Here is a 17,926-nt window from a genome sequence, read left to right as displayed (position 1 = left end):
GCGGGCTCCTTGAGCAGTGGCGCGTTCACACCAGCACCAGCGACAGGCCGCTGGCCGCCGCCAGCATCGAGCCAAGGATCACAAACCAGGCGAGGGGGACACAGGCGTTTTTCATCATGGCTCCAGGGTGCGTTAAAAGGTGCAGAAGCAAGCTTGCTTTGGCCAGGGGGATTGCTATGGCCGGAGAGCTTTGTGTGGAGAGGGAGCTTTTCGAATCGTCGCACCGTCCCGTTCGACTGCGCAGCAGTCGCAGGCTTTTGGGGGCGCTTCGCACCCCAACGGGAGCAAGCTCCCTCGCCACAGAGCGCGCACTAGCAACAAAAAAGCTCCTTAGCCACACAAAGCTCCCTGGCCACACAAAGCTCGTTCCTCCTGAAAGCGTAATCCTTTGGCTGCGTACCCGACTTGATCCACGACAAGGGCAGTGCACGTTCATCGGCGCAAGATTGCCGCAGTCCTGAAGGGAGGCCGTGTTATGCAAGTGCTCGATCGACGCAAGGCTATGTCGATGACCCCGTTGTTTCGCCTGGCCTTCCGGCCATTTTTCCTCGGCGCGTGCCTGTTGGCGGCGCTGGCGATCCCCTTGTGGCTGTTGGCCCTCGGCGGTCACCTTGGCACCTGGCAGCCCGCCGGCGGCTGGCTGGCCTGGCACCGGCATGAGCTGCTGTTTGGTTTCGGCCTGGCGATCATCGCCGGGTTCCTGCTGACGGCCGTGCAGACCTGGACCGGCCGCCCGGGCATCAGCGGCAACGCCCTGGCGCTGCTCGCGGGGCTGTGGCTGGCGGCGCGCCTGGGCTGGTTGTTGAACCTGCACTGGCCGCTGCTGGCGGTGCTGGAGCTGGCCTTTCCCTTGGCCGTGGCCGGCTTGATGGGCTGGACCCTGTGGCAGGTGCGGCAGAAACGTAACTACCCGATTGTGCTGGTGCTGGCGCTGCTGACGGTGGCCGATGCGCTGTCGCTGTATGGCTTGCTGCGCAATGACACCGGCCTGCAGCGCCAGTCGGTGCTCACCGGCCTGTGGCTGGTGGCGGCGATGATGGGTTTGATCGGCGGGCGGGTGATTCCATTTTTCACCCAGCGTGGCTTGGGGCGGGTCGAGGCTGTCAAGCCTTGGCCGTGGCTGGACCGCGTGTTGCTCGGTGGTTCGCTGTTGGTCGCGGTGTTGTATGCGGTGGGGCCTGCTCTATCCGCCAACCTGTGGATCGGCTTGCTGTTCACCGCCTTGGGGCTGGGGCATCTGCTGCGCCTGGTGCGTTGGCATGACCGTGGCCTGTGGCGGGTGCCGCTGCTCTGGTCGCTGCACCTGGCCTATGCCTGGCTGGCCGTGGCCTGCCTGGGCATGGCGCTGTGGCATTTCGGCGCGCCACTCAACCCCAGCCTGGCAGTGCATGCGCTGACCGTGGGCGCCATGGGCGGTTTGATCCTGGCGATGATCGCCCGCGTTAGCCTGGGCCACACCGGCCGGCCTTTGCAGCCGCCCGCCGGAATGACCCTGGCGTTTGTGCTGCTGAACCTGGCGTGCCTGTGCCGGGTGGTGCTGGTGCTGTTTTTGCCGCTGGCTGCGCTGTGGCTGGCTGGCGTCTGCTGGACGGTCGGGCTCGGGCTGTACCTGTGGCGCTATGGCCCGATGCTGTGGCGCGCGCGGGTCGATGGGCACCCGGGTTAGGAGAACGCAATGCTCTATTCATCGCTACTCGTGGTTCATCTGTTGGCGGCGATCGCCTTTATCGGCACGCTGTTTTTCGAAGTGGTGATCTGGCACAGCGCCCGCGACGAGCTGGCATGGTCGGCACAGTTCACCGCCGACCACGCCATCGCGCGGCGTTCGCGCCAAGTACTGCATGGCGTCGTGGTGCTGCTGTATGGCGCCGGCATCGGCCTGGCCTGGCACTATCGCGGGCTGTTGAGCGTGCCGTGGGGCAGCCATTTCGCAGCGCTGCTGAGCCTGAAAATCGTGCTGGCCCTGAGCATCATCGGCCACTACCTGCTGCTGGCGTACTGGCTGACCCACAAGCGCCTGAGCCCGGTGCGTGCAACGTGGATTCGTCGCAGCATCCTGGGGCACATGGTGCTGATCGTGATCATCGCCAAGCTGATGCTGCGCTGACCCTGCGGCGTCATGTCGCGCGCGTTAGTTGATCGTGATCAAGGGCCAAAGGCGCGGCAGTTCCCACACTGTGGCGAACTATCTGGAGAGCCTCGCCATGCCCCTGTCCCTCGCGCAATTGCGCCGCAACTACACCCTCTACGGCTTGCGCGACGACTTGGTGCAGGACGATCCGCTGGCGCTGTTCGGCCAGTGGCTCGACCAGGCGCGTAAAACCGAAGTGCCGCCGGCCGAGGCCAACAGCATGGCCCTGGCCACCGTCGACAACCACGGGCACGCCCATTGCCGCATCCTGCTGCTCAAGGGCTTCAGTGCCGACGGCTTTTACTTTTTTGGCCATTACCAGAGCGCCAAGGGCCAGGAATTGGCGAGCAACCCCCATGCGGCCATGACGTTTTTCTGGCCGGGCCTGGAGCGCCAGGTGCGGATCGAAGGCCCGGTGGTGCGGGCGGACGCCGAACTGTCGGACGACTATTTCGACGCTCGCCCGGCCGCCAGCCAGTTAGGCGCCTGGGCCTCGCCCCAGAGCCAGCCCCTGGGCCATCGCAGCGAGCTGGAAAGCCGCTTGCGCGAGGTCACAGAGCGTTTTGCCGGCCGCCAACCGCCACGGCCCGAGCACTGGGGCGGCTTCTGCCTGCAGCCGCAGCGTATCGAGTTCTGGCAGGGGCGCCCCGACCGCCTGCACGATCGCCTCGACTACCGCTTGCACGACGGCACCTGGCAGCGCAGTCGCCTTGCGCCCTAAGGAGATACCTCCTCCGAGGAATAGGCCCGGCGCCGTTTGCGGCGCAGGCTGAAAGCCACTTTTTCAAACCGCAGCAGGTTCGATCATGGCCCATTTGAAACAACGCAATTTCGTGCCCCTGAACATCGCTGTCCTGACCATCAGCGACACCCGTACCCTCGACACCGACACCTCCGGCCAGACCCTGGTGGACCGCCTCGAAGGCGCTGGCCACGTGCTCATCGACCGTGGCCTGGTGATTGACGATATCTACCAGATTCGTGCGCAGGTCTCTTTGTGGATTGCCGACCCCCAGGTGCAAGTCATCCTGATGACCGGCGGCACCGGTTTCACCGCCCGCGACAACACGCCCCAGGCGGTGCTGCCGCTGCTGGACAAACACGTCGAAGGCTTCGGCGAGCTGTTCCGCCAGCTGTCCCTGGCCGAGATCGGCACCTCAACCTTGCAATCTCGCGCGTTGGCCGGCATCAGCAACGGCGTGCTGGTGTGCTGCATGCCTGGCTCGCCAGGCGCGTGCCGCACCGGTTGGGACCAGATACTCAAAGGCCAACTGGATAGCCGCACCGGCCCGTGCAACTTTGTCCCGCACCTCAAGCCGCAGACCGAGCAAATCCTGCAAGCCTGCGAGGCGCGTTCGTGAGCGTCTCGGTGTGTGACAGCGGGCACTTGATGCCGGTAGACGAGGCCATCGCCACGCTGCTGGCCCAAGCGCCGCCGCCGCCCGCGACCCAGGTGATTAGCCTGGAACAGGCGCTCGGGCGCGTGGTGGCCGAAGAGCTGTTTTCACCCCTGGATTTACCCGGCTTCGACAACAGCGCCATGGACGGTTATGCCCTGCGTGCGGAGGATGTGCCGGCCGAAGGCGGCTACCTGATGCTCGCCGGGCGGGTGGCGGCCGGGCAGCACAGCACGGTGAGCGTGCAGGCCGGGCAGGCAGTGCGCATCTTCACCGGCGCGCCATTGCCGCCCGGTGCCGATACGGTGATCCCGCAGGAGCGTTGCCGGCTTTACGGCCAGCGCGTCTGGTGCCCGCCGGTGCGTCTCGGTGAGCATGTGCGCAAGCAGGGTGAAGAGTTGCGGCGCGGCCAGACGCTGATCACCGTCGGCAAGCGCCTGCGCGCCCAGGACATCGGGTTGCTCGCGTCGGCCGGAATCCCTCGATTGAAAGTCTATCGCCCACTGCGGGTGTGCCTGCTCAGCAGCGGCAACGAACTGCGCGAACCGGGCGAGCCCCTGGTGCCGGGGCAAATCTACAACAGCAACCGTTATGTGCTGGGCGCGTTGTTGCGCGGCTGGGGTGTGGACGTGCACGACTATGGCGTGATGGCCGACGAACTGGCCGCCAGCCGCGATGCGTTGACCCTGGCATCGTCCGAATGCGACCTGCTGCTGACCTCCGCCGGTGTGTCGGTGGGGGAGGAGGACCACCTCAAACAGGCCATCGAAGAACTCGGCCGCGTGGATTTCTGGCGCCTGGCCATCCAGCCCGGCAAACCCCTGGCCTTTGGCAATGTGGCGGGCAAACCGTGGATAGGCCTGCCCGGAAATCCGTCGGCCGCGCTGATCACCGCACTGGTGGTGGTGCGCCCGTTCCTGCTGCGCGCCCAAGGTGTCGAGCGCGTGTTGTCGGTGCCGGCCACGGTGCCGGCCGCCTTTGAATGGCTCAAACCCAACAAGCGCCGCCAGTACCTGCGCGCGCGTTTGAGCCCCGGTGAAGATGGGCACTTGCGCGCGGTCCTGCACCCCCAGCAAAGCTCGGCCATGCTCACCGCCGCGTGCTGGGCCGATGGCCTGGTGATCATCGAACGCGAGCAACAGGTGCTCAAGGATGAACCGGTGCCCTTTGTGTCTTTCGCTGAATTAATGTGAGGAGCCCCCATGCAACTGGTCTGCCCGGCAGGCAACCTGCCTGCGCTCAAAGCCGCCGTGCGCCAAGGCGCCGATGCGGTGTATGTCGGTTTTCGCGATGACACCAATGCCCGGCACTTCGCCGGGCTGAACATGGACGACAAACAGTTCGACGGTGCCGTCGCCTTTATTCGCCAGCATCAGCGCAAGCTTTACGTGGCCGTCAATACCTACCCGCAACCGAAGATCTGGGCGCGCTGGCAACGGGCGGTGGACCGCGCGGCGGACCATGGCGTGGATGCGCTGATCGCCGCCGACCCCGGCGTGCTCGACTACGCCAGCCGGCACCACCCGCACATGGCGTTGCACCTGTCGGTGCAGGGCTCGGCCACCCACGCGGCGGCTTTGAAGTTCTACGCCGAACGCTACGGCATTCGCCGTGCGGTGCTGCCGCGTGTGTTGTCCCTGGCCCAGGTCAAGCAGGTGGCCGCCAGCAGCCCGGTGCCGATTGAAGTCTTCGGTTTTGGCAGCCTGTGCATCATGGCCGAGGGGCGTTGCCACTTGTCGTCGTATATCACCGGCGAGTCGCCCAACCTGTGCGGCGTGTGTTCACCGGCCAAGGCGGTGCGCTGGAGCGAAGACGCCGAGGGCCTGAGTGCGCGCTTGAGTGAAGTGTTGATCGACCGCTACACCCCGGACGAACCCGCCGGCTACCCGACCCTGTGCAAGGGCCGCTTCCTGGTGGACGGCAAACGCTTTCATGCCCTGGAAGAGCCCACCAGTCTTGACACCCTGGACCTGGTGCCGGAGCTCACCGCCATCGGCGTCGAGGCGGTCAAAATCGAGGGCCGGCAACGCAGCCCGGCCTATGTGGAACAAGTCACCCGAGTCTGGCGCGCCGCGCTGGACGCCCACCGCAGCGCACCCGCCAGCTTTGTGGTCAAGGACCAGTGGCGCCAGGTGCTTGCCGGGTTATCCGAAGGCAGCCAGACCACACTCGGCGCCTACCATCGTTCGTGGCAGTGAGGAGACACAGATGAAACTCAGCCTGGGACCGGTGCTGTTTTATTGGGACAAGGAACACATGGGGCGCTTCTATTCGGACATGGCCGGCTTGCCCCTGGACGTGATTTACCTGGGGGAAACCGTGTGCTCCAAACGCCGCACGTTTTCCCTGGATCAATGGCTGGGCCTGGCGCGCGAGTTGAAGGCCTGCAGCCCGGCGCAGATCGTGTTGTCGAGCCTGACGCTGATCGAAGCCGGCTCGGAACTCTCGAGCCTGCGCCGCCTGTGCGACAACGGCGAGTTGCTGGTGGAAGCCAACGATATGGGCGCGGTGCAATTGCTCATCGAGCGCAAGCTGCCCTTTGTCGGCGGCCCGGCGCTCAACCTCTACAACGGTCACGCCCTGGTGCAATTGCTTGACGCGGGCATGGTGCGCTGGGTGCCGCCGGTTGAGTGCTCGCGAGGCCTGATCGCCGATGTGCTGGAGCAAGTGCGCGAACTGGGCCGGCCGTTGCCCGAAGTGGAAATCTTCGCCTACGGCCATTTGCCTCTCGCCTACTCGGCGCGCTGCTTCACCGCGCGTGCGGAAAACCGGCCCAAGGATGACTGCCAGTTCTGCTGCATCAACTACCCGGATGGCATGGCCTTGACCAGCCAGGAAGGCCAGGCGTTGTTCACCTTGAACGGGATTCAGACGATGTCGGCCGATGTCACCAACTTGCTGGCCGACTACTCCGGTTTGGTTTCCTGTGGCGCGGATCTGCTGCGCCTTAGCCCCAGGGCCGAGGGCATGGTCGAGGTGGTCAAGGCGTTCGATCAAGTGCGCCAGGGCGGCATGCCGCCGCTGTGTGTCGACGGCTGCAACGGTTACTGGCATGGCCAGGCCGGCATGTTGCGGGTCGAGGAGGTGGGCCTGTGCTGAGTCGCAAACAATGGCTGCTCAAGGGCGCCGACCGCTTGCTCCCGTTAATCCGCCGCGTGCCTTTTGGCGTGCAGCGCCTGGCCTTGCAGCAAGCGCTCAATCGCTGCCTGGCCGAGCCGTTGCGCGACGGTGGCTTCGAACTGCTGCGCGGGCGCTGGATGTGCCTGCGCATTCCTGACCTGGGGTTGTGCTGGTATTTGACCTTGGCGCGGGATGGGTTGCGTATCGCTGAAAAGGCCGAGGCGCAGGTGAGCATCAGTGGTAATTGGCGGGAATTTTTGTTGCTGGCCAGTCGGCAGGAGGACCCGGATACGTTGTTCTTTCGGCGAAGGTTGGTGATTGAGGGGGATACGGAGTTGGGGTTGGGGTTGAAGAACCTGATCGACAGTCTTGATCCGGATGTGTTGCCGGTTTGGTTGTGGCGTAATTTGGAGCGGGCAGGGCGGGGGCTTGCGGTTTCTTAGGTCGGTGATTTGATCGTTTTATGTTGATCGTTCCCACGCTCTGCGTGGGAATGCCGCCCCGGACGCTCCGCGTCCCGATGTCGACGCCTATCTCAAGCCTATCTCAAGCCTTGCGCAAGGTGACGCGGAGCGTCACGGGATGCATTCCCACGCGGAGCGTGGGAACGATCAACAAAGCCGGCGCCTACAGTGGGGCGTGCACTCCACCCCCAAAGTCGACATTGGCTACCTGATCTTCCCCCGAATTGGATATTCCTCGCGGCTCCCCTGGTGACTAACCTAGCCACCAATCCCGCCGTTCTGGAGTTCCACCATGCAAACCCGTACCGACTTCTACACCGCCTCCCCAGACGCCATGAAAGCCATGCGTGCCCTGGAAGCCGCCGTCGGCAAACTCTCCATCGAGCTGCCTCTGCTGGAACTGGTGCGCCTGCGCGTTTCGCAAATCAACGGCTGTGCGTTCTGCCTCGACATGCACACTGCCGATGCCCGCAAGGGCGGTGAGACCGAACGTCGTCTGTACACCCTGTCGGCCTGGCGTGAAACGCCGTTCTTCACCCCGCGTGAACGTGCCGCGCTGGCCTGGGCCGAGAGCCTGACGCTGGTCAGCCAGACCCGCGCCGAAGACGAAGACTACAACCCGCTCGCCGCCGAGTTCAGCGCCAGGGAACAGGTTGACCTGAGCGTGGCCATCGCCACCATCAACAGCTGGAACCGCTTGGCCGTCGGCTTTCGCAAGATGCCCAAGTAAGGCCTCAGCCTGATTTGAAATAACCGCGCGGCGTGGTGCCAGTCATGCTCTTGAAGAAGGCGATCAGCGCGCTGTCGCTGGCAAACCCCAGTTCAAAGGCGCAGTAGCCTAGGCTACGTCCGGTGGCGAGCAGTTCGATCACCCGCATCAGTCGCCACTGCTGGCGCCATTGCTGATACCCCAGGCCGGTTTCCCGCAGGAAAATCCGGCCGATGGTTTTGGTGCTGGCGCCGATTTGGTGTTCCAGTTCCTGCAGCGGTGGCGGCAACCTGTCGAGGTTGGCCAGCAGCGGCGCCAGGCGCTTGTCGCGGGGCAAAGGCAAGAGCAGCGGCTGTTCGGCGGACTGGTTGATTTCGCTCAGGCACAACGCCAACAGATGGGCATAACGGCCGCTGTGCCAATCGGTCTCGAACGGTGCCATGGCCATCGCTTCGAGCACCGCCCGCAGCAAGGGACTCACCTCGATTACCCGCACTTGGGTCGGCAACTGTTGCGCCAGCGCCGGGCTCACATACACCGAACGATAATCCACAGTCTTGTGCATCACCGCGCGATGCGGCAGGCCGCAGGGTATCCAGGCTGCGCGCGTGGGCGGCAGCAGGCAAAGCTGATTGTCCAGGGTGATGCGGGTACAACCTTGCTGGGTAAAAAGCAGTTGCCCGCGTTGATGTTGGTGCAGCCCGGAATCGTGGTCGCCGAGCAGGGCCGCGATGCCGATGACCGGGGCAGAAAGCAGGTCGGGATCAAAAGACGCATCGGCAGTGAGCCAAGCCATAGGTTGTCCGATTTCATGGGTAACTTGTCGAAGTTTCGATAATAGCCCAGTTGTGAATCCTTAAAATCCTTCCGTTGTTTACCCGAGAAGGAACTGTCGATGAACGTTGAAAACCTGCTGGTGCTGGCCGTGGCCCTGCTGATGTTCCCGCAATTGGCCCAGACCCTTTACAGCCCGGCCCTCGGCGATATCGGCCAGGCCTTTGCCGTGGGGCCCGAACGGGCAGGGCAGACGCTGTCGGTGTATTTCCTGGCCTTTGCCCTGGGTGTGGTGGTGTGGGGCCGGTTGTGTGATCGGCTGGGCCGGCGCCCCGTCATGCTGGCCGGCCTGGCGATCTGTGCGTGCGCTTCGGCGCTGGCCTTGAACGTGAGCACCTTCAACGGTTTGCTGCTGGCCCAGGCGGTCGCGGCGTTTGGTGCAGCAGTGGGGTCGGTGGTCACGCAGACGGTGCTGCGTGACCGCTTCGAAGGTGCCGAACTGGCCCAGGTGTTTTCCGTGATGGGCATTGCCCTGGCCGCCAGCCCGGCAATCGGCTTGTTCAGCGGTGCGACCCTGGTGCAGCATTTCGGCTATCGCGGCATGCTCGCGGGCTTGTTGTTGCTCGCGTTGGTGCTGTGGGGCTGGTGCCTGTGGGCCTTGCCCGAAACGCGGCCGGCATCCGTGTCGAGCGCATCGCTGGGCGAGACCTTCGGCCTGATGCTCAGGGACATGCAGGTCTGGCGTTCGGTGGGTTTGGTGGCGGCTTTCAATATTGCGCTGTTCAGTTACTACAGCGTGGGGCAGCGCGGGCTGTCCACCGTCGAATTCGGTTACAGCGGCGTGCTGCTGGCGCTGGGGTCCGGGATGGGTGCGTGGCTGAACAAGCTGTTGCTCAAGCGCGGGCTGCGCAGCGAGCAGTTGGTACTGACCGCCGCCGGCATCGCGGTGCTGGGCAGCCTGTTGGTTTTGGCACTGCAAGACAGTTGGCTGTTCGTCTGGCCGATGCTGCTGGTGGTGCTGGCGTTCGGCATGGCGATTCCTAACGTGCTCGGTGCCGCGCTGGTGGCCTATCCCGACCGCCTGGGCACCGCCGCCGCAGTGTTTGGCTTGCTGTATTACCTGGTGATCGGCGGCGGACTGGCCCTCGTCGCCTGGGCCCAGGAGCTCGGCTGGAGCCTGTTGGTGTGCGGGCTGGCGGCGCTGTGGCTGGCAGCGCCGCGGGTGCTCAGAAGTTGACCGATGCACTCAGGCGCGCCGTCAATGGCGCGCCCTGGAACAGGTAATCATCGCCCATGTATTCGCCCGCGTCGCGCCAGTAGCGCTTGTCGAACAGGTTGTCGACGCTCAGGCGAAACACCGTTTCATAGCCGTCGACCCTGGTGGTGTAGCGGCTGCCGACATTCACCACCGCATAGTCCCCCACGTCCACCGTGCCATCGCGATTGGCGGACTTCTTGGCGCTGTATTGCACACCGCCGAGCACCGCCAAACCGTTCACCCACGGCAATGCATAGTCAGCGTACACACTGGCGCGCAGCTTCGGCACGTTGATCGTCTGGTGGCCTTCGTATTCCGGCGTGCCGCTGCCGCTGACCCGTGCGCGAATCGCCGCCACGCTGGTTGAGATCTGCAGGCGGTCGGTTGCCCAGCCGTTGGCCGACAGTTCCAGGCCGGTGTTTTTCTGCTCGCCCTGTTGCACGTAGGTGAACTTGCCTGCGCCATCCGGCTTGGCGTACTGGTAAGCCTGGCGAGTCTGGAACACGGCGGCAGCGAAGCTGATGCGGCGCCAGTCGTATTTCACCCCGGCTTCGATTTGCCGAGATACGGTGGGGGCCAAGGTTTCATCCGGGTTGCTCGCAAACCAAGGGGCCGTTCCACCCAGGGACAAGCCCTTGCTGTAGCTGGTGTACAGCGAGACATTTTCAATCGGCTTGTAGATCAACGATGCCTGGGGCAGGAACACGTACTGCTGGGTGTGGCGTGCCGGGTTGCCGTTCTGATCGAAAGCCTTCTCGTCCAGGCGCACTTCGCGGCCGCCGAGGATGGTTTGCCATTGCTCGTTGAAGCGGATGCGGTCGGTGACGAACAGGCCGTATTGGCGGCTGTCGAGGGTGCGGTGGCTGTCGTTCAGTGGTACATCGGTTGGCGGGAAGGTCGGTGCGTCGACGTCGATATTAGTGGTGCCGATGTATTCGTTGACCGACTTGCGTTTGTCGATCACCCGGCGGAATGCGCTGGTGCCGAAGGTCAGCTCATGGCCCAGCCCGCCGGTGTCGAACAGCCCGGTCATGGCGGCCTGGACTTCATCATCGCGGCGGGTGTCGTCGGGGCTGCGGTAGTCGTAGACGTCGTAATTGCCTTCGGGGCTGAAGTAGTTCGGCACACTCGAGGTGCAACTGGTCGAGCCATAACAACCCCAGGCAAACGAACTGTAATCATCGATCACCACCTTGCTGCGCGCCGCGCTGACGCTGCCTTTCCATTGATCACTGAAGCGGTATTCGAACTTGCCGTTGAGGTTCAGCGAATCGATGCCGACCTGCTTCGAACCGGTCTGATGGCCCAGCAGTTTTTTCGGCGATGCGTCGTGGGGCACTTCGGTACCGCCCAGCAACTGATAACCCGGCACTGAACGCTGTTGTTTGTTCTGGTATTCCGCATCGAGTTGCAGCACGGCGTCGGGGCTGATGTTCCAGTCAAAGGCCAGCGACAGGAAATCCCGTTGCCCATTGGCGTGTTCCACATAGGAGTTGAGGTCTTCATGGGCCACGTTGGCGCGCAGGCCGAATTGCTGCTCGCTGCCAAACCAGCCGCCGACATCGGTAGCGATATAGCCGCTGCCGCGATCATCGGTGGACACCGTTACCGAGCGCACGTCTTCCGGGCGCTTGGTCACGTAGTTGATCACGCCGCTGGGCTCGGAAATCCCGCTTTGCAAACCGGCCAGGCCCTTGAGCACTTCCACCTGCTGCTTGTTTTCCAGGGCGACGTTCTGCTCGCCGGTGATGGTGCGCCCATTGATCTTGTAGCTGCTCGCCGCATTCAGCGAGAAACCGCGTACCACGAAGTTTTCGTAGTAGCCGATCGGCGCATAGCTGTCGCCTACCGAGGCGTCGTTGCGCAGCACTTCACTGAGCAGGCGCGCTTGCTGGTCCTTGATCAGCGCGGCATTGATCACGGTGATCGAGGCCGGGGTATCGAGCAACGGCGCTTCATTGAAGCCGCCGACCGAGGCGGTCTCGTTGCGATAACCGGACTCGTCCTGCCCCTGGATGTTCACCACGGGCAGTTCTATTTCAGCCGCCAGGCTGCTGCCGATTCCGCCGCTGAGCAGCAGGCCGAGGGCGAAACGTGAAGTGACAACGGGACGAAAACGCAAAACCATGGGGCAAGGCCTTAAAGCGCAGGGCGGGGGGCGCATAAGCTAGGCATAACGGCGAGGTTTTACAAGGTTTCGAGCGCGATTGGCGCGGTGAGACAACCCGTCTCAGACCCCACGCCAATCCCGCTGCGCCTCGACAGCGCCAGCGTGCACCTGCGATAGACAAGGCTTCTCTCATTGTTGCAGGAGATTGTCATGGGTATCGCTGGAAAAGATTAATAAGCGCATGGCCGAAATTACTGGCGCTGAAGTCGGGGCGACGTACAAGAAGTACGTGGACGGAATCGCCCTGGGCCGCGCGCAAACGCCTGAGGATGTGGCAGGGTTGGTGTCTTACCTCGCGGGGCCGGACTCGGACTACATGACCGGGCAGGCCCCCTTGATTGATGGAGGCCTCGTCTACCGCTGACACCGATCGTTCCCAAAGGGTCAGTGTTTGCCGGGCATATCGATACCCAGTTGGTTGACCCTGCGATAAAGCGTCGCCCGCGAAATCCCCAACGCCTGTGCCGTCGGCGACGGCTTCCAGCGATGCCGAATCAGCGCATCCAGCACCACTTGCCGCTCGGGGCTGACGCTCTGTTCGGGCTGCGTGCCCAGCTGTTCGCCACGCACCTGCGCCGGTAAATCCGCCAACTGGATCGTCCCGCCGTCACACACCGCACAGGCATACGCCAGCACATGGCGCAGTTGCCGCACATTGCCCGGCCAGGCATAGCCCAGCAGCACCTCCAGCGCGGCAGGGCCGATCCCTACTGCCATCGCGCTATTGCGTGCTTCCTGCTCGACTAGCCGGTTGATCAACGCCAGCTTGTCCGTACGCTCGCGCAAGGGCGGCAGGCAGAAGCGCGCGCAGCCGAGGCGAAAGTACAGGTCTTCACGAAAGCGCCCGTCGCTCACCAACGCTGCGAGGTCGCGGTGGCTGGCGCAGATCACCTGGATGTCCACTGCGCGGGTTTTTGCTGCACCCAACGGCGCCACTTCACCTTCGGCCATCACCCGCAGCAAGCGGGTCTGCAAGGCCAGCGGCATGTCGCCGATCTCATCGAGAAACAGCGTGCCGCCATCGGCCTGCAATAACAGCCCGGTCACGCCCTTGCTGGAGGCGCCGGTAAAGGCCCCGGCCACATAGCCGAACAGCTCGCTCTCGATCAGGTTTTCCGGAATCGCCGCGCAGTTCACCGCCACAAATGGCCCATCGCGACGGGCGCTGCGCTCATGCAATTGGCGGGCGAAGACTTCCTTGCCCGCGCCGGTTTCACCTTGCACCAGCACCGGCAGGTTGCGGTCCTTGACCCGTACGGCCAGGCGCAGATGTTCTTCCACGCGCTCGTCGGTCTGGGTAGTCGGAGTTGCCCGCGCGGTTTTGCGTCGCGGCGCGTTGACGCGCACATGCAACGCGCCAGGCTCGCCGAGCCACCGCAGTTGCTGGGCCGATTGATCGGACACTGCGCGCAAGGCGTCCAGGTCGAACACCTCGCCGATATGCTCCGGTACCTGGCCGAAACGCCGGCGCAGTGCCTGGCGTGCCTTGCTGTTCAAGGCATGCAGGCGCCCGTCGTGGTCCCAGGCCAGCAGCAGGTCGGGTTGGCTGTCGACGTAGCCCGGTGTGCTGTGGGCCTGGAGCACCCAGTGTTGGCGGGCGCTGTGCATGAAGAAGGCGTTTTCGATGGCTTGCGCGCTCTGCGCCACCATCTGCCGCACCAGGTGCTGGCTGCGTCGGTCATCCGGGGATTTGAGTGCCGAAGCGTCCATCACCCCGAGCAGGTTGCCCTGGGGATCGAAGATCGGCGCGGCGGAGCAGGTGAGTCCGATAAACGCCGCGCGAAAGTGATCACGCTTGTGCACCGTGACTGCGGCTTTGCTGGTCAGTACCGTGGCGACGCCACAGGTGCCTTCTTCGGCCTCCGACCAGCAGGTGCCCAGGTACAGGCCGGCTTTGCGGCAGTCGGTACGAATGGCTGCGTCCACGCGGTGATCGATGGTATGGCCCTGGGCGTCGGTGAGCATCACGCAGTAGTCGGCATGGCGCACGCGGTGGTGCAGTTGCCCGACGGCTTCGCTGGCGATGCGCATGAACAGTTCGGCGCGCTCGCGGCATTCCTTGAGCAGGGGTTCGGTGAGGATGCGGGGCCCTTGCAGCGAGCCGGGGTCGAGGTGGTGCTGCTCCATGGAGCGGCGCCACGAATCGAAAATCAGCGACGGCACCGGCGCCTGGGGCAGGCGATCGGCATTACGTACCACGCGGCTGACGCAGTCGACATGGTCCTTGGAGTTCGCGGCGAGCATAAGGCCTCCGGTTCTCGATCTTTGTTGTTATGCCCGCCATTAAGCGCGTATGTGCGCTGTGGGACAAGCGCGGCCTGACCAACCGCCCCGCGTGAGACGCAGCGTCTCATCCGGCCTGAGACGCCACGGGCAGGTTGCAATGGCGCGTCTCATTTTGCGGTGGCCGATCCCCATTGCACAACCGCACGGCACTGCTCTGGGTCAAGCCTTTGCCAGGTTTTTCCGTGCATTGGCACAGGCTGTGCTGAAGAGGTTATAGCTGGCCGCAGCCAGCCTTCTGTGTGTCGAGACAACCTGGAGAACAACAAGATGTCCACTCACCTGTCCACCGATCAATTGCTCCATGCCTACACCGTGATGCGCACCATCCGTGATTTCGAAGAACGCCTGCACGTGGAATTCGCCACCGGCGAGATCCCCGGTTTCGTGCACTTGTATGCCGGCCAGGAAGCCTGCGCCGCCGGGGTCATGGCCCACCTCAACGATGAAGACTGCATTGCCTCCAACCACCGTGGCCATGGCCACTGTATCGCCAAGGGCGTGGATGTGTTCGGCATGATGGCCGAGATCTACGGCAAGAAAACCGGCGTGTGCGGCGGCAAGGGCGGCTCCATGCACATCGCTGACCAGGAGAAGGGCATGCTCGGCGCCAACGGCATTGTCGGGGCCGGCGCGCCGTTGGCGGCTGGTGCGGCGTTGGCCTCAAAACTCAAAGGTACTCAGGGCGTGGCCGTGGCGTTTTTTGGCGACGGCGGCTCCAACGAAGGCGCGGTGTTCGAGGCGATGAACCTGGCGTCGATCATGAAACTGCCGTGCCTGTTCGTCGCCGAAAACAACGGTTATGCCGAAGCCACCGGCTCCGGCTGGTCGGTGGCGTGCAAGGACATCGCCGAGCGCGCCGTGGGGTTTGGCATGCCGGGGGTGATCGTCGATGGCAATGATTTCTTCGCGGTGCACGCGGCGCTCGGAGTGGCCGTGGAACGCGCGCGCAGCGGCCAGGGGCCGACGCTGGTGGAAGTGAAATTGAGCCGCTTCTACGGCCACTTCGAAGGCGATGCGCAAACTTATCGTGGCCCGGACGAAGTGAAAAACCTGCGCGAGTCTCACGATTGCCTGGTGCTGTTTTGCCAGCGCTGCACGGCCGAAGGCTGGCTCGATGCGGCGCAGTTCGAGCGCATCAACGGGGAGGTGGCGCAACTGATCGACGACGCCGTACGCCTGGCCAAATCCGATCCCAAGCCCCAGGCCGCCGACCTGCTCAGTGATGTGTACGTCGCTTACCGCTAACCGCCACCCACTACAAAAACAATCCGTGGAGAAGCCCTTATGGCTCGCAAAATCAGTTATCAGCAGGCTATCAACGAAGCACTCGCCCAGGAAATGCGCCGTGACCCGAGCGTGTTCATCATCGGCCAGGACGTCTGCGGCGGCACCGGCGCCCCCGGCGAGCAGGATGCCTGGGGCGGCGTGCTCGGCGTGACCAAAGGCCTGTACCCGGAATTTCCCGACCGCGTGCTGGATGCGCCGTTGTCCGAAGTCGGTTACGTGGGCATGGCTGTCGGCGCGGCCACTCGTGGTATGCGTCCGGTGTGCGAATTGATGTTCGTCGACTTTATCGGCTGCTGCCTCGACCAGTTGCTCAACCAGGCCGCGAAGTTTCGCTACATGTTCGGCGGCAAGACCACCACGCCGCTGGTGGTGCGCGCCATGTATGGCGCCGGCCTGCGCGCCGCCGCCCAGCATTCGCAGATGCTCACCTCGATGTGGACGCACATTCCCGGCCTCAAGGTGGTGTGCCCGGCCACGCCGTATGACGCCAAGGGCATGCTGATCCAGGCGATTCGCGACAACGATCCGGTGATTTTCCTCGAGCACAAAATGCTCTACAGCCTTCAAGGCGAAGTGCCCGAAGAGCTGTACACCGTGCCCTTCGGCGAAGCCAACTTTGTGCGTGAAGGCACTGACGTGACCCTGGTGACCTACGGGCGCATGGTGCACATCGCGATGGAAGCCGCCGCCAACCTGGCGCGCCAGGGCATCGATTGCGAAGTGTTGGACCTGCGCACCACCAGCCCGCTGGATGAAGACAGCATCCTTGAAAGCGTAGAGAAAACCGGGCGCCTGGTGGTGATCGACGAATCCAACCCACGCTGTTCCATCGCCACTGACATCAGCGCGCTGGTGGCGCAGCAGGGCTTTTCCTTCTTGCGCGCGCCCATCGAGATGGTCACCGCGCCGCACACGCCGGTGCCGTTCTCCGATGCGCTGGAAGACTTGTACATCCCCAATGCCGCGAAGATCGAAGCTGCCGTGCTGAAGATCGCCGACAAGAGGACTGCCGCATGATCCATACCTTGACCATGCCCAAGTGGGGCCTGTCGATGACCGAAGGCCGCGTGGATGTCTGGCTAAAGCAGCCAGGCGAGCGGGTGGAGAAGGGCGAGGAAGTGCTCGACGTCGAGACTGACAAAATCTCCAGCAGCGTCGAGGCACCGTTCAGTGGCGTGCTGCGCCGGGTGTTGGCCCTCACCGATGAAACCCTGCCGGTCGGAGCGTTGTTGGCGGTAGTGGTGGAGGGTGAGGCCACGGAGGACGAGATCGATGCGGTAATCGAGCGCTTCCAGGCCGGGTTCGTTTCCAGCGCAGCCGAGGCTGAGGCGTCGGGGCCGAGTGCGCAGAAAGTCGAGGTGGGCGGGCGGCTATTGCGCTATCTCGACCTCGGCGAGGGCGGCACGCCGTTGGTGCTGGTGCACGGTTTTGGTGGTGACCTGAACAACTGGCTGTTCAACCATCCGGCGCTGGCGGTGGACCGCCGAGTGATTGCCCTCGACTTGCCGGGGCATGGCGAGTCGGGCAAGCACCTGCAAACGGGCGAAGCCGATGAGCTGAGCGGGGCCGTATTGGCGCTGCTGGATCATCTCAACCTCAGCCGTGTGCACCTGGCCGGGCATTCCATGGGTGGCCTGGTTGCGTTGAGTATTGCGCGCCAGGCGCCCGAGCGTGTGGCTTCGCTGGTGCTGATCGCCAGTGCAGCGCTGGGTGTGGATATCAACGGTGACTACCTGCAAGGTTTCACCGAGGCCAACAACCGCAATGCACTCAAGCCTCAGTTGGTCCAACTGTTCAGCGACCCGGCGCTGGTCACCCGGCAAATGCTGGAGGACATGCTCAAGTTCAAGCGCCTGGAAGGGGTGGACCAAGCGTTGCGCCAGCTCAATGCCAAACTGTTTGACGGCGGACGGCAAAGGCTCGATTTGCGCAACGTGGTCGGCCAGCAGCCGAGCCTGGTGATCTGGGGCAGCGACGATGCAATCATCCCGGCGAGCCATGCGCAGGGGTTGGCGGCTCAGGTGGAAATCCTGCCGGGGCAGGGGCATATGGTGCAGTTGGAGGCGGCGGAGCGGGTTAACCAGTTGATCAGCACATTCCTGAAATAACCCCCGACCCTATAGAAACCGGAAAGCCGGCTCCTACAGGCAATGCTGTTCAGTTAAGGGCAATGACTGTAACTGTGGCGAGGGAGACCCCACCCCGTCTTCGACGCCGCGCTGTCGCGCAGCAAACTGGGACCTCTGTGGCGAGCGGGCTTGTCCCGCGTTGGGGTGCGAAGCGCCCCTGATGAAGACGAATGCGGTGTATCGGGCACTCCTCTGCGCCTG

16 protein-coding genes and 1 pseudogene are annotated in these 17,926 nt (G+C 63.8%); 14 read left to right on the top strand and 3 right to left on the bottom strand.

Going from position 1 to position 17,926, the window contains the following annotated elements:
* Positions 1–475: 475 nt before the first annotated feature.
* From ACR52_RS25630 to ACR52_RS25590, 9 genes are all read left to right on the top strand, one after another.
* Entirely contained in the window at positions 476–1,666 is a 1,191-nt protein-coding gene (locus tag ACR52_RS25630; RefSeq protein WP_048730714.1) for an NnrS family protein, read from the top strand.
* Positions 1,667–1,675: 9 nt separating this feature from the next.
* Positions 1,676–2,107: a membrane protein gene (locus tag ACR52_RS25625; RefSeq protein ID WP_048730713.1), complete on the top strand. Its 432-nt coding sequence runs from the start codon at positions 1,676–1,678 to the stop codon at positions 2,105–2,107.
* Positions 2,108–2,204: 97 nt separating this feature from the next.
* On the top strand, positions 2,205–2,852 hold the full coding sequence (pdxH, locus tag ACR52_RS25620; protein ID WP_048730712.1) for a pyridoxamine 5'-phosphate oxidase: 648 nt from the start codon (positions 2,205–2,207) through the stop codon (positions 2,850–2,852).
* An 85-nt stretch (positions 2,853–2,937) separates the two neighbouring features.
* Positions 2,938–3,492 (top strand): molybdenum cofactor biosynthesis protein B, encoded by a 555-nt coding sequence (gene moaB, locus ACR52_RS25615; RefSeq protein WP_048730711.1) that lies wholly within the window; start codon positions 2,938–2,940, stop codon positions 3,490–3,492.
* A complete protein-coding gene (locus ACR52_RS25610) occupies positions 3,489–4,721 on the top strand; it encodes a molybdopterin molybdotransferase MoeA (protein ID WP_048730709.1) in 1,233 nt (410 codons plus the stop codon). The genes moaB and ACR52_RS25610 overlap by 4 nt, the downstream gene beginning before the upstream one ends.
* Before the next feature lie 9 nt (positions 4,722–4,730).
* A complete protein-coding gene (gene ubiU / locus ACR52_RS25605) occupies positions 4,731–5,726 on the top strand; it encodes a ubiquinone anaerobic biosynthesis protein UbiU (RefSeq protein WP_048730708.1) in 996 nt (331 codons plus the stop codon).
* Positions 5,727–5,736: 10 nt separating this feature from the next.
* Positions 5,737–6,627, top strand: coding sequence for a U32 family peptidase (locus ACR52_RS25600; protein ID WP_048730706.1), 891 nt, complete (start codon positions 5,737–5,739; stop codon positions 6,625–6,627).
* Positions 6,621–7,091, top strand: a complete 471-nt coding sequence (gene ubiT / locus ACR52_RS25595; protein ID WP_048730705.1) for a ubiquinone anaerobic biosynthesis accessory factor UbiT — start codon at positions 6,621–6,623, stop codon at positions 7,089–7,091. Before ACR52_RS25600 ends, ubiT begins: the two co-directional genes overlap by 7 nt.
* A gap of 313 nt (positions 7,092–7,404) precedes the next feature.
* Positions 7,405–7,842 (top strand): carboxymuconolactone decarboxylase family protein, encoded by a 438-nt coding sequence (locus ACR52_RS25590; RefSeq protein WP_048730703.1) that lies wholly within the window; start codon positions 7,405–7,407, stop codon positions 7,840–7,842.
* Positions 7,843–7,846: 4 nt separating this feature from the next.
* Here ACR52_RS25590 and ACR52_RS25585 read toward each other — a convergent pair whose 3' ends face one another.
* The gene (locus tag ACR52_RS25585) at positions 7,847–8,617 is read right to left on the bottom strand and encodes an AraC family transcriptional regulator (protein WP_048730701.1); all 771 of its coding nucleotides are present in this window, start codon (positions 8,615–8,617) and stop codon (positions 7,847–7,849) included.
* 99 nt (positions 8,618–8,716) lie between these two features.
* Here ACR52_RS25585 and ACR52_RS25580 point away from each other — a divergent pair, with 99 nt between their 5' ends.
* Positions 8,717–9,832, top strand: a complete 1,116-nt coding sequence (locus ACR52_RS25580) for an MFS transporter (protein WP_048730700.1) — start codon at positions 8,717–8,719, stop codon at positions 9,830–9,832.
* Here the strand turns inward: ACR52_RS25580 and ACR52_RS25575 are convergent.
* Positions 9,822–11,981: a TonB-dependent siderophore receptor gene (locus tag ACR52_RS25575; RefSeq protein WP_048730699.1), complete on the bottom strand. Its 2,160-nt coding sequence runs from the start codon at positions 11,979–11,981 to the stop codon at positions 9,822–9,824. The genes ACR52_RS25580 and ACR52_RS25575 overlap by 11 nt on opposite strands.
* 211 nt (positions 11,982–12,192) lie before the next feature.
* Here ACR52_RS25575 and ACR52_RS25570 point away from each other — a divergent pair.
* Positions 12,193–12,387 (top strand): annotated as a pseudogene (locus ACR52_RS25570) (SDR family oxidoreductase); the annotation flags it as partial.
* A gap of 20 nt (positions 12,388–12,407) precedes the next feature.
* On the opposite strand, the gene ACR52_RS25565 reads toward ACR52_RS25570, so the two are convergent.
* Positions 12,408–14,267 carry a sigma-54-dependent Fis family transcriptional regulator gene (locus ACR52_RS25565; protein ID WP_048730697.1) on the bottom strand — a complete coding sequence of 620 codons (1,860 nt, stop codon included), beginning with the start codon at positions 14,265–14,267 and terminating at the stop codon, positions 12,408–12,410.
* A 309-nt stretch (positions 14,268–14,576) separates the two neighbouring features.
* Here ACR52_RS25565 and ACR52_RS25560 point away from each other — a divergent pair, with 309 nt between their 5' ends.
* From ACR52_RS25560 to ACR52_RS25550, 3 genes are read left to right on the top strand one after another with little or no spacing between them, the layout of a single operon-like run.
* Positions 14,577–15,554 (top strand): thiamine pyrophosphate-dependent dehydrogenase E1 component subunit alpha, encoded by a 978-nt coding sequence (locus ACR52_RS25560; protein ID WP_048730696.1) that lies wholly within the window; start codon positions 14,577–14,579, stop codon positions 15,552–15,554.
* Positions 15,555–15,593: 39 nt separating this feature from the next.
* Complete coding sequence (locus ACR52_RS25555; protein ID WP_048730695.1) at positions 15,594–16,613, top strand: alpha-ketoacid dehydrogenase subunit beta; 1,020 nt, start codon at positions 15,594–15,596, stop codon at positions 16,611–16,613.
* Positions 16,610–17,704: an acetoin dehydrogenase dihydrolipoyllysine-residue acetyltransferase subunit gene (locus ACR52_RS25550; protein ID WP_048730694.1), complete on the top strand. Its 1,095-nt coding sequence runs from the start codon at positions 16,610–16,612 to the stop codon at positions 17,702–17,704. Before ACR52_RS25555 ends, ACR52_RS25550 begins: the two co-directional genes overlap by 4 nt.
* The last annotated feature ends 222 nt before the right edge of the window (positions 17,705–17,926 follow it).

This window comes from Pseudomonas fildesensis, from assembly GCF_001050345.1.
GTDB lineage: Bacteria > Pseudomonadota > Gammaproteobacteria > Pseudomonadales > Pseudomonadaceae > Aquipseudomonas > Aquipseudomonas fildesensis.
The sequence above is the reverse complement of the archived record's forward strand: the minus strand, read 5'-3'. Positions and strand labels throughout refer to the sequence as shown.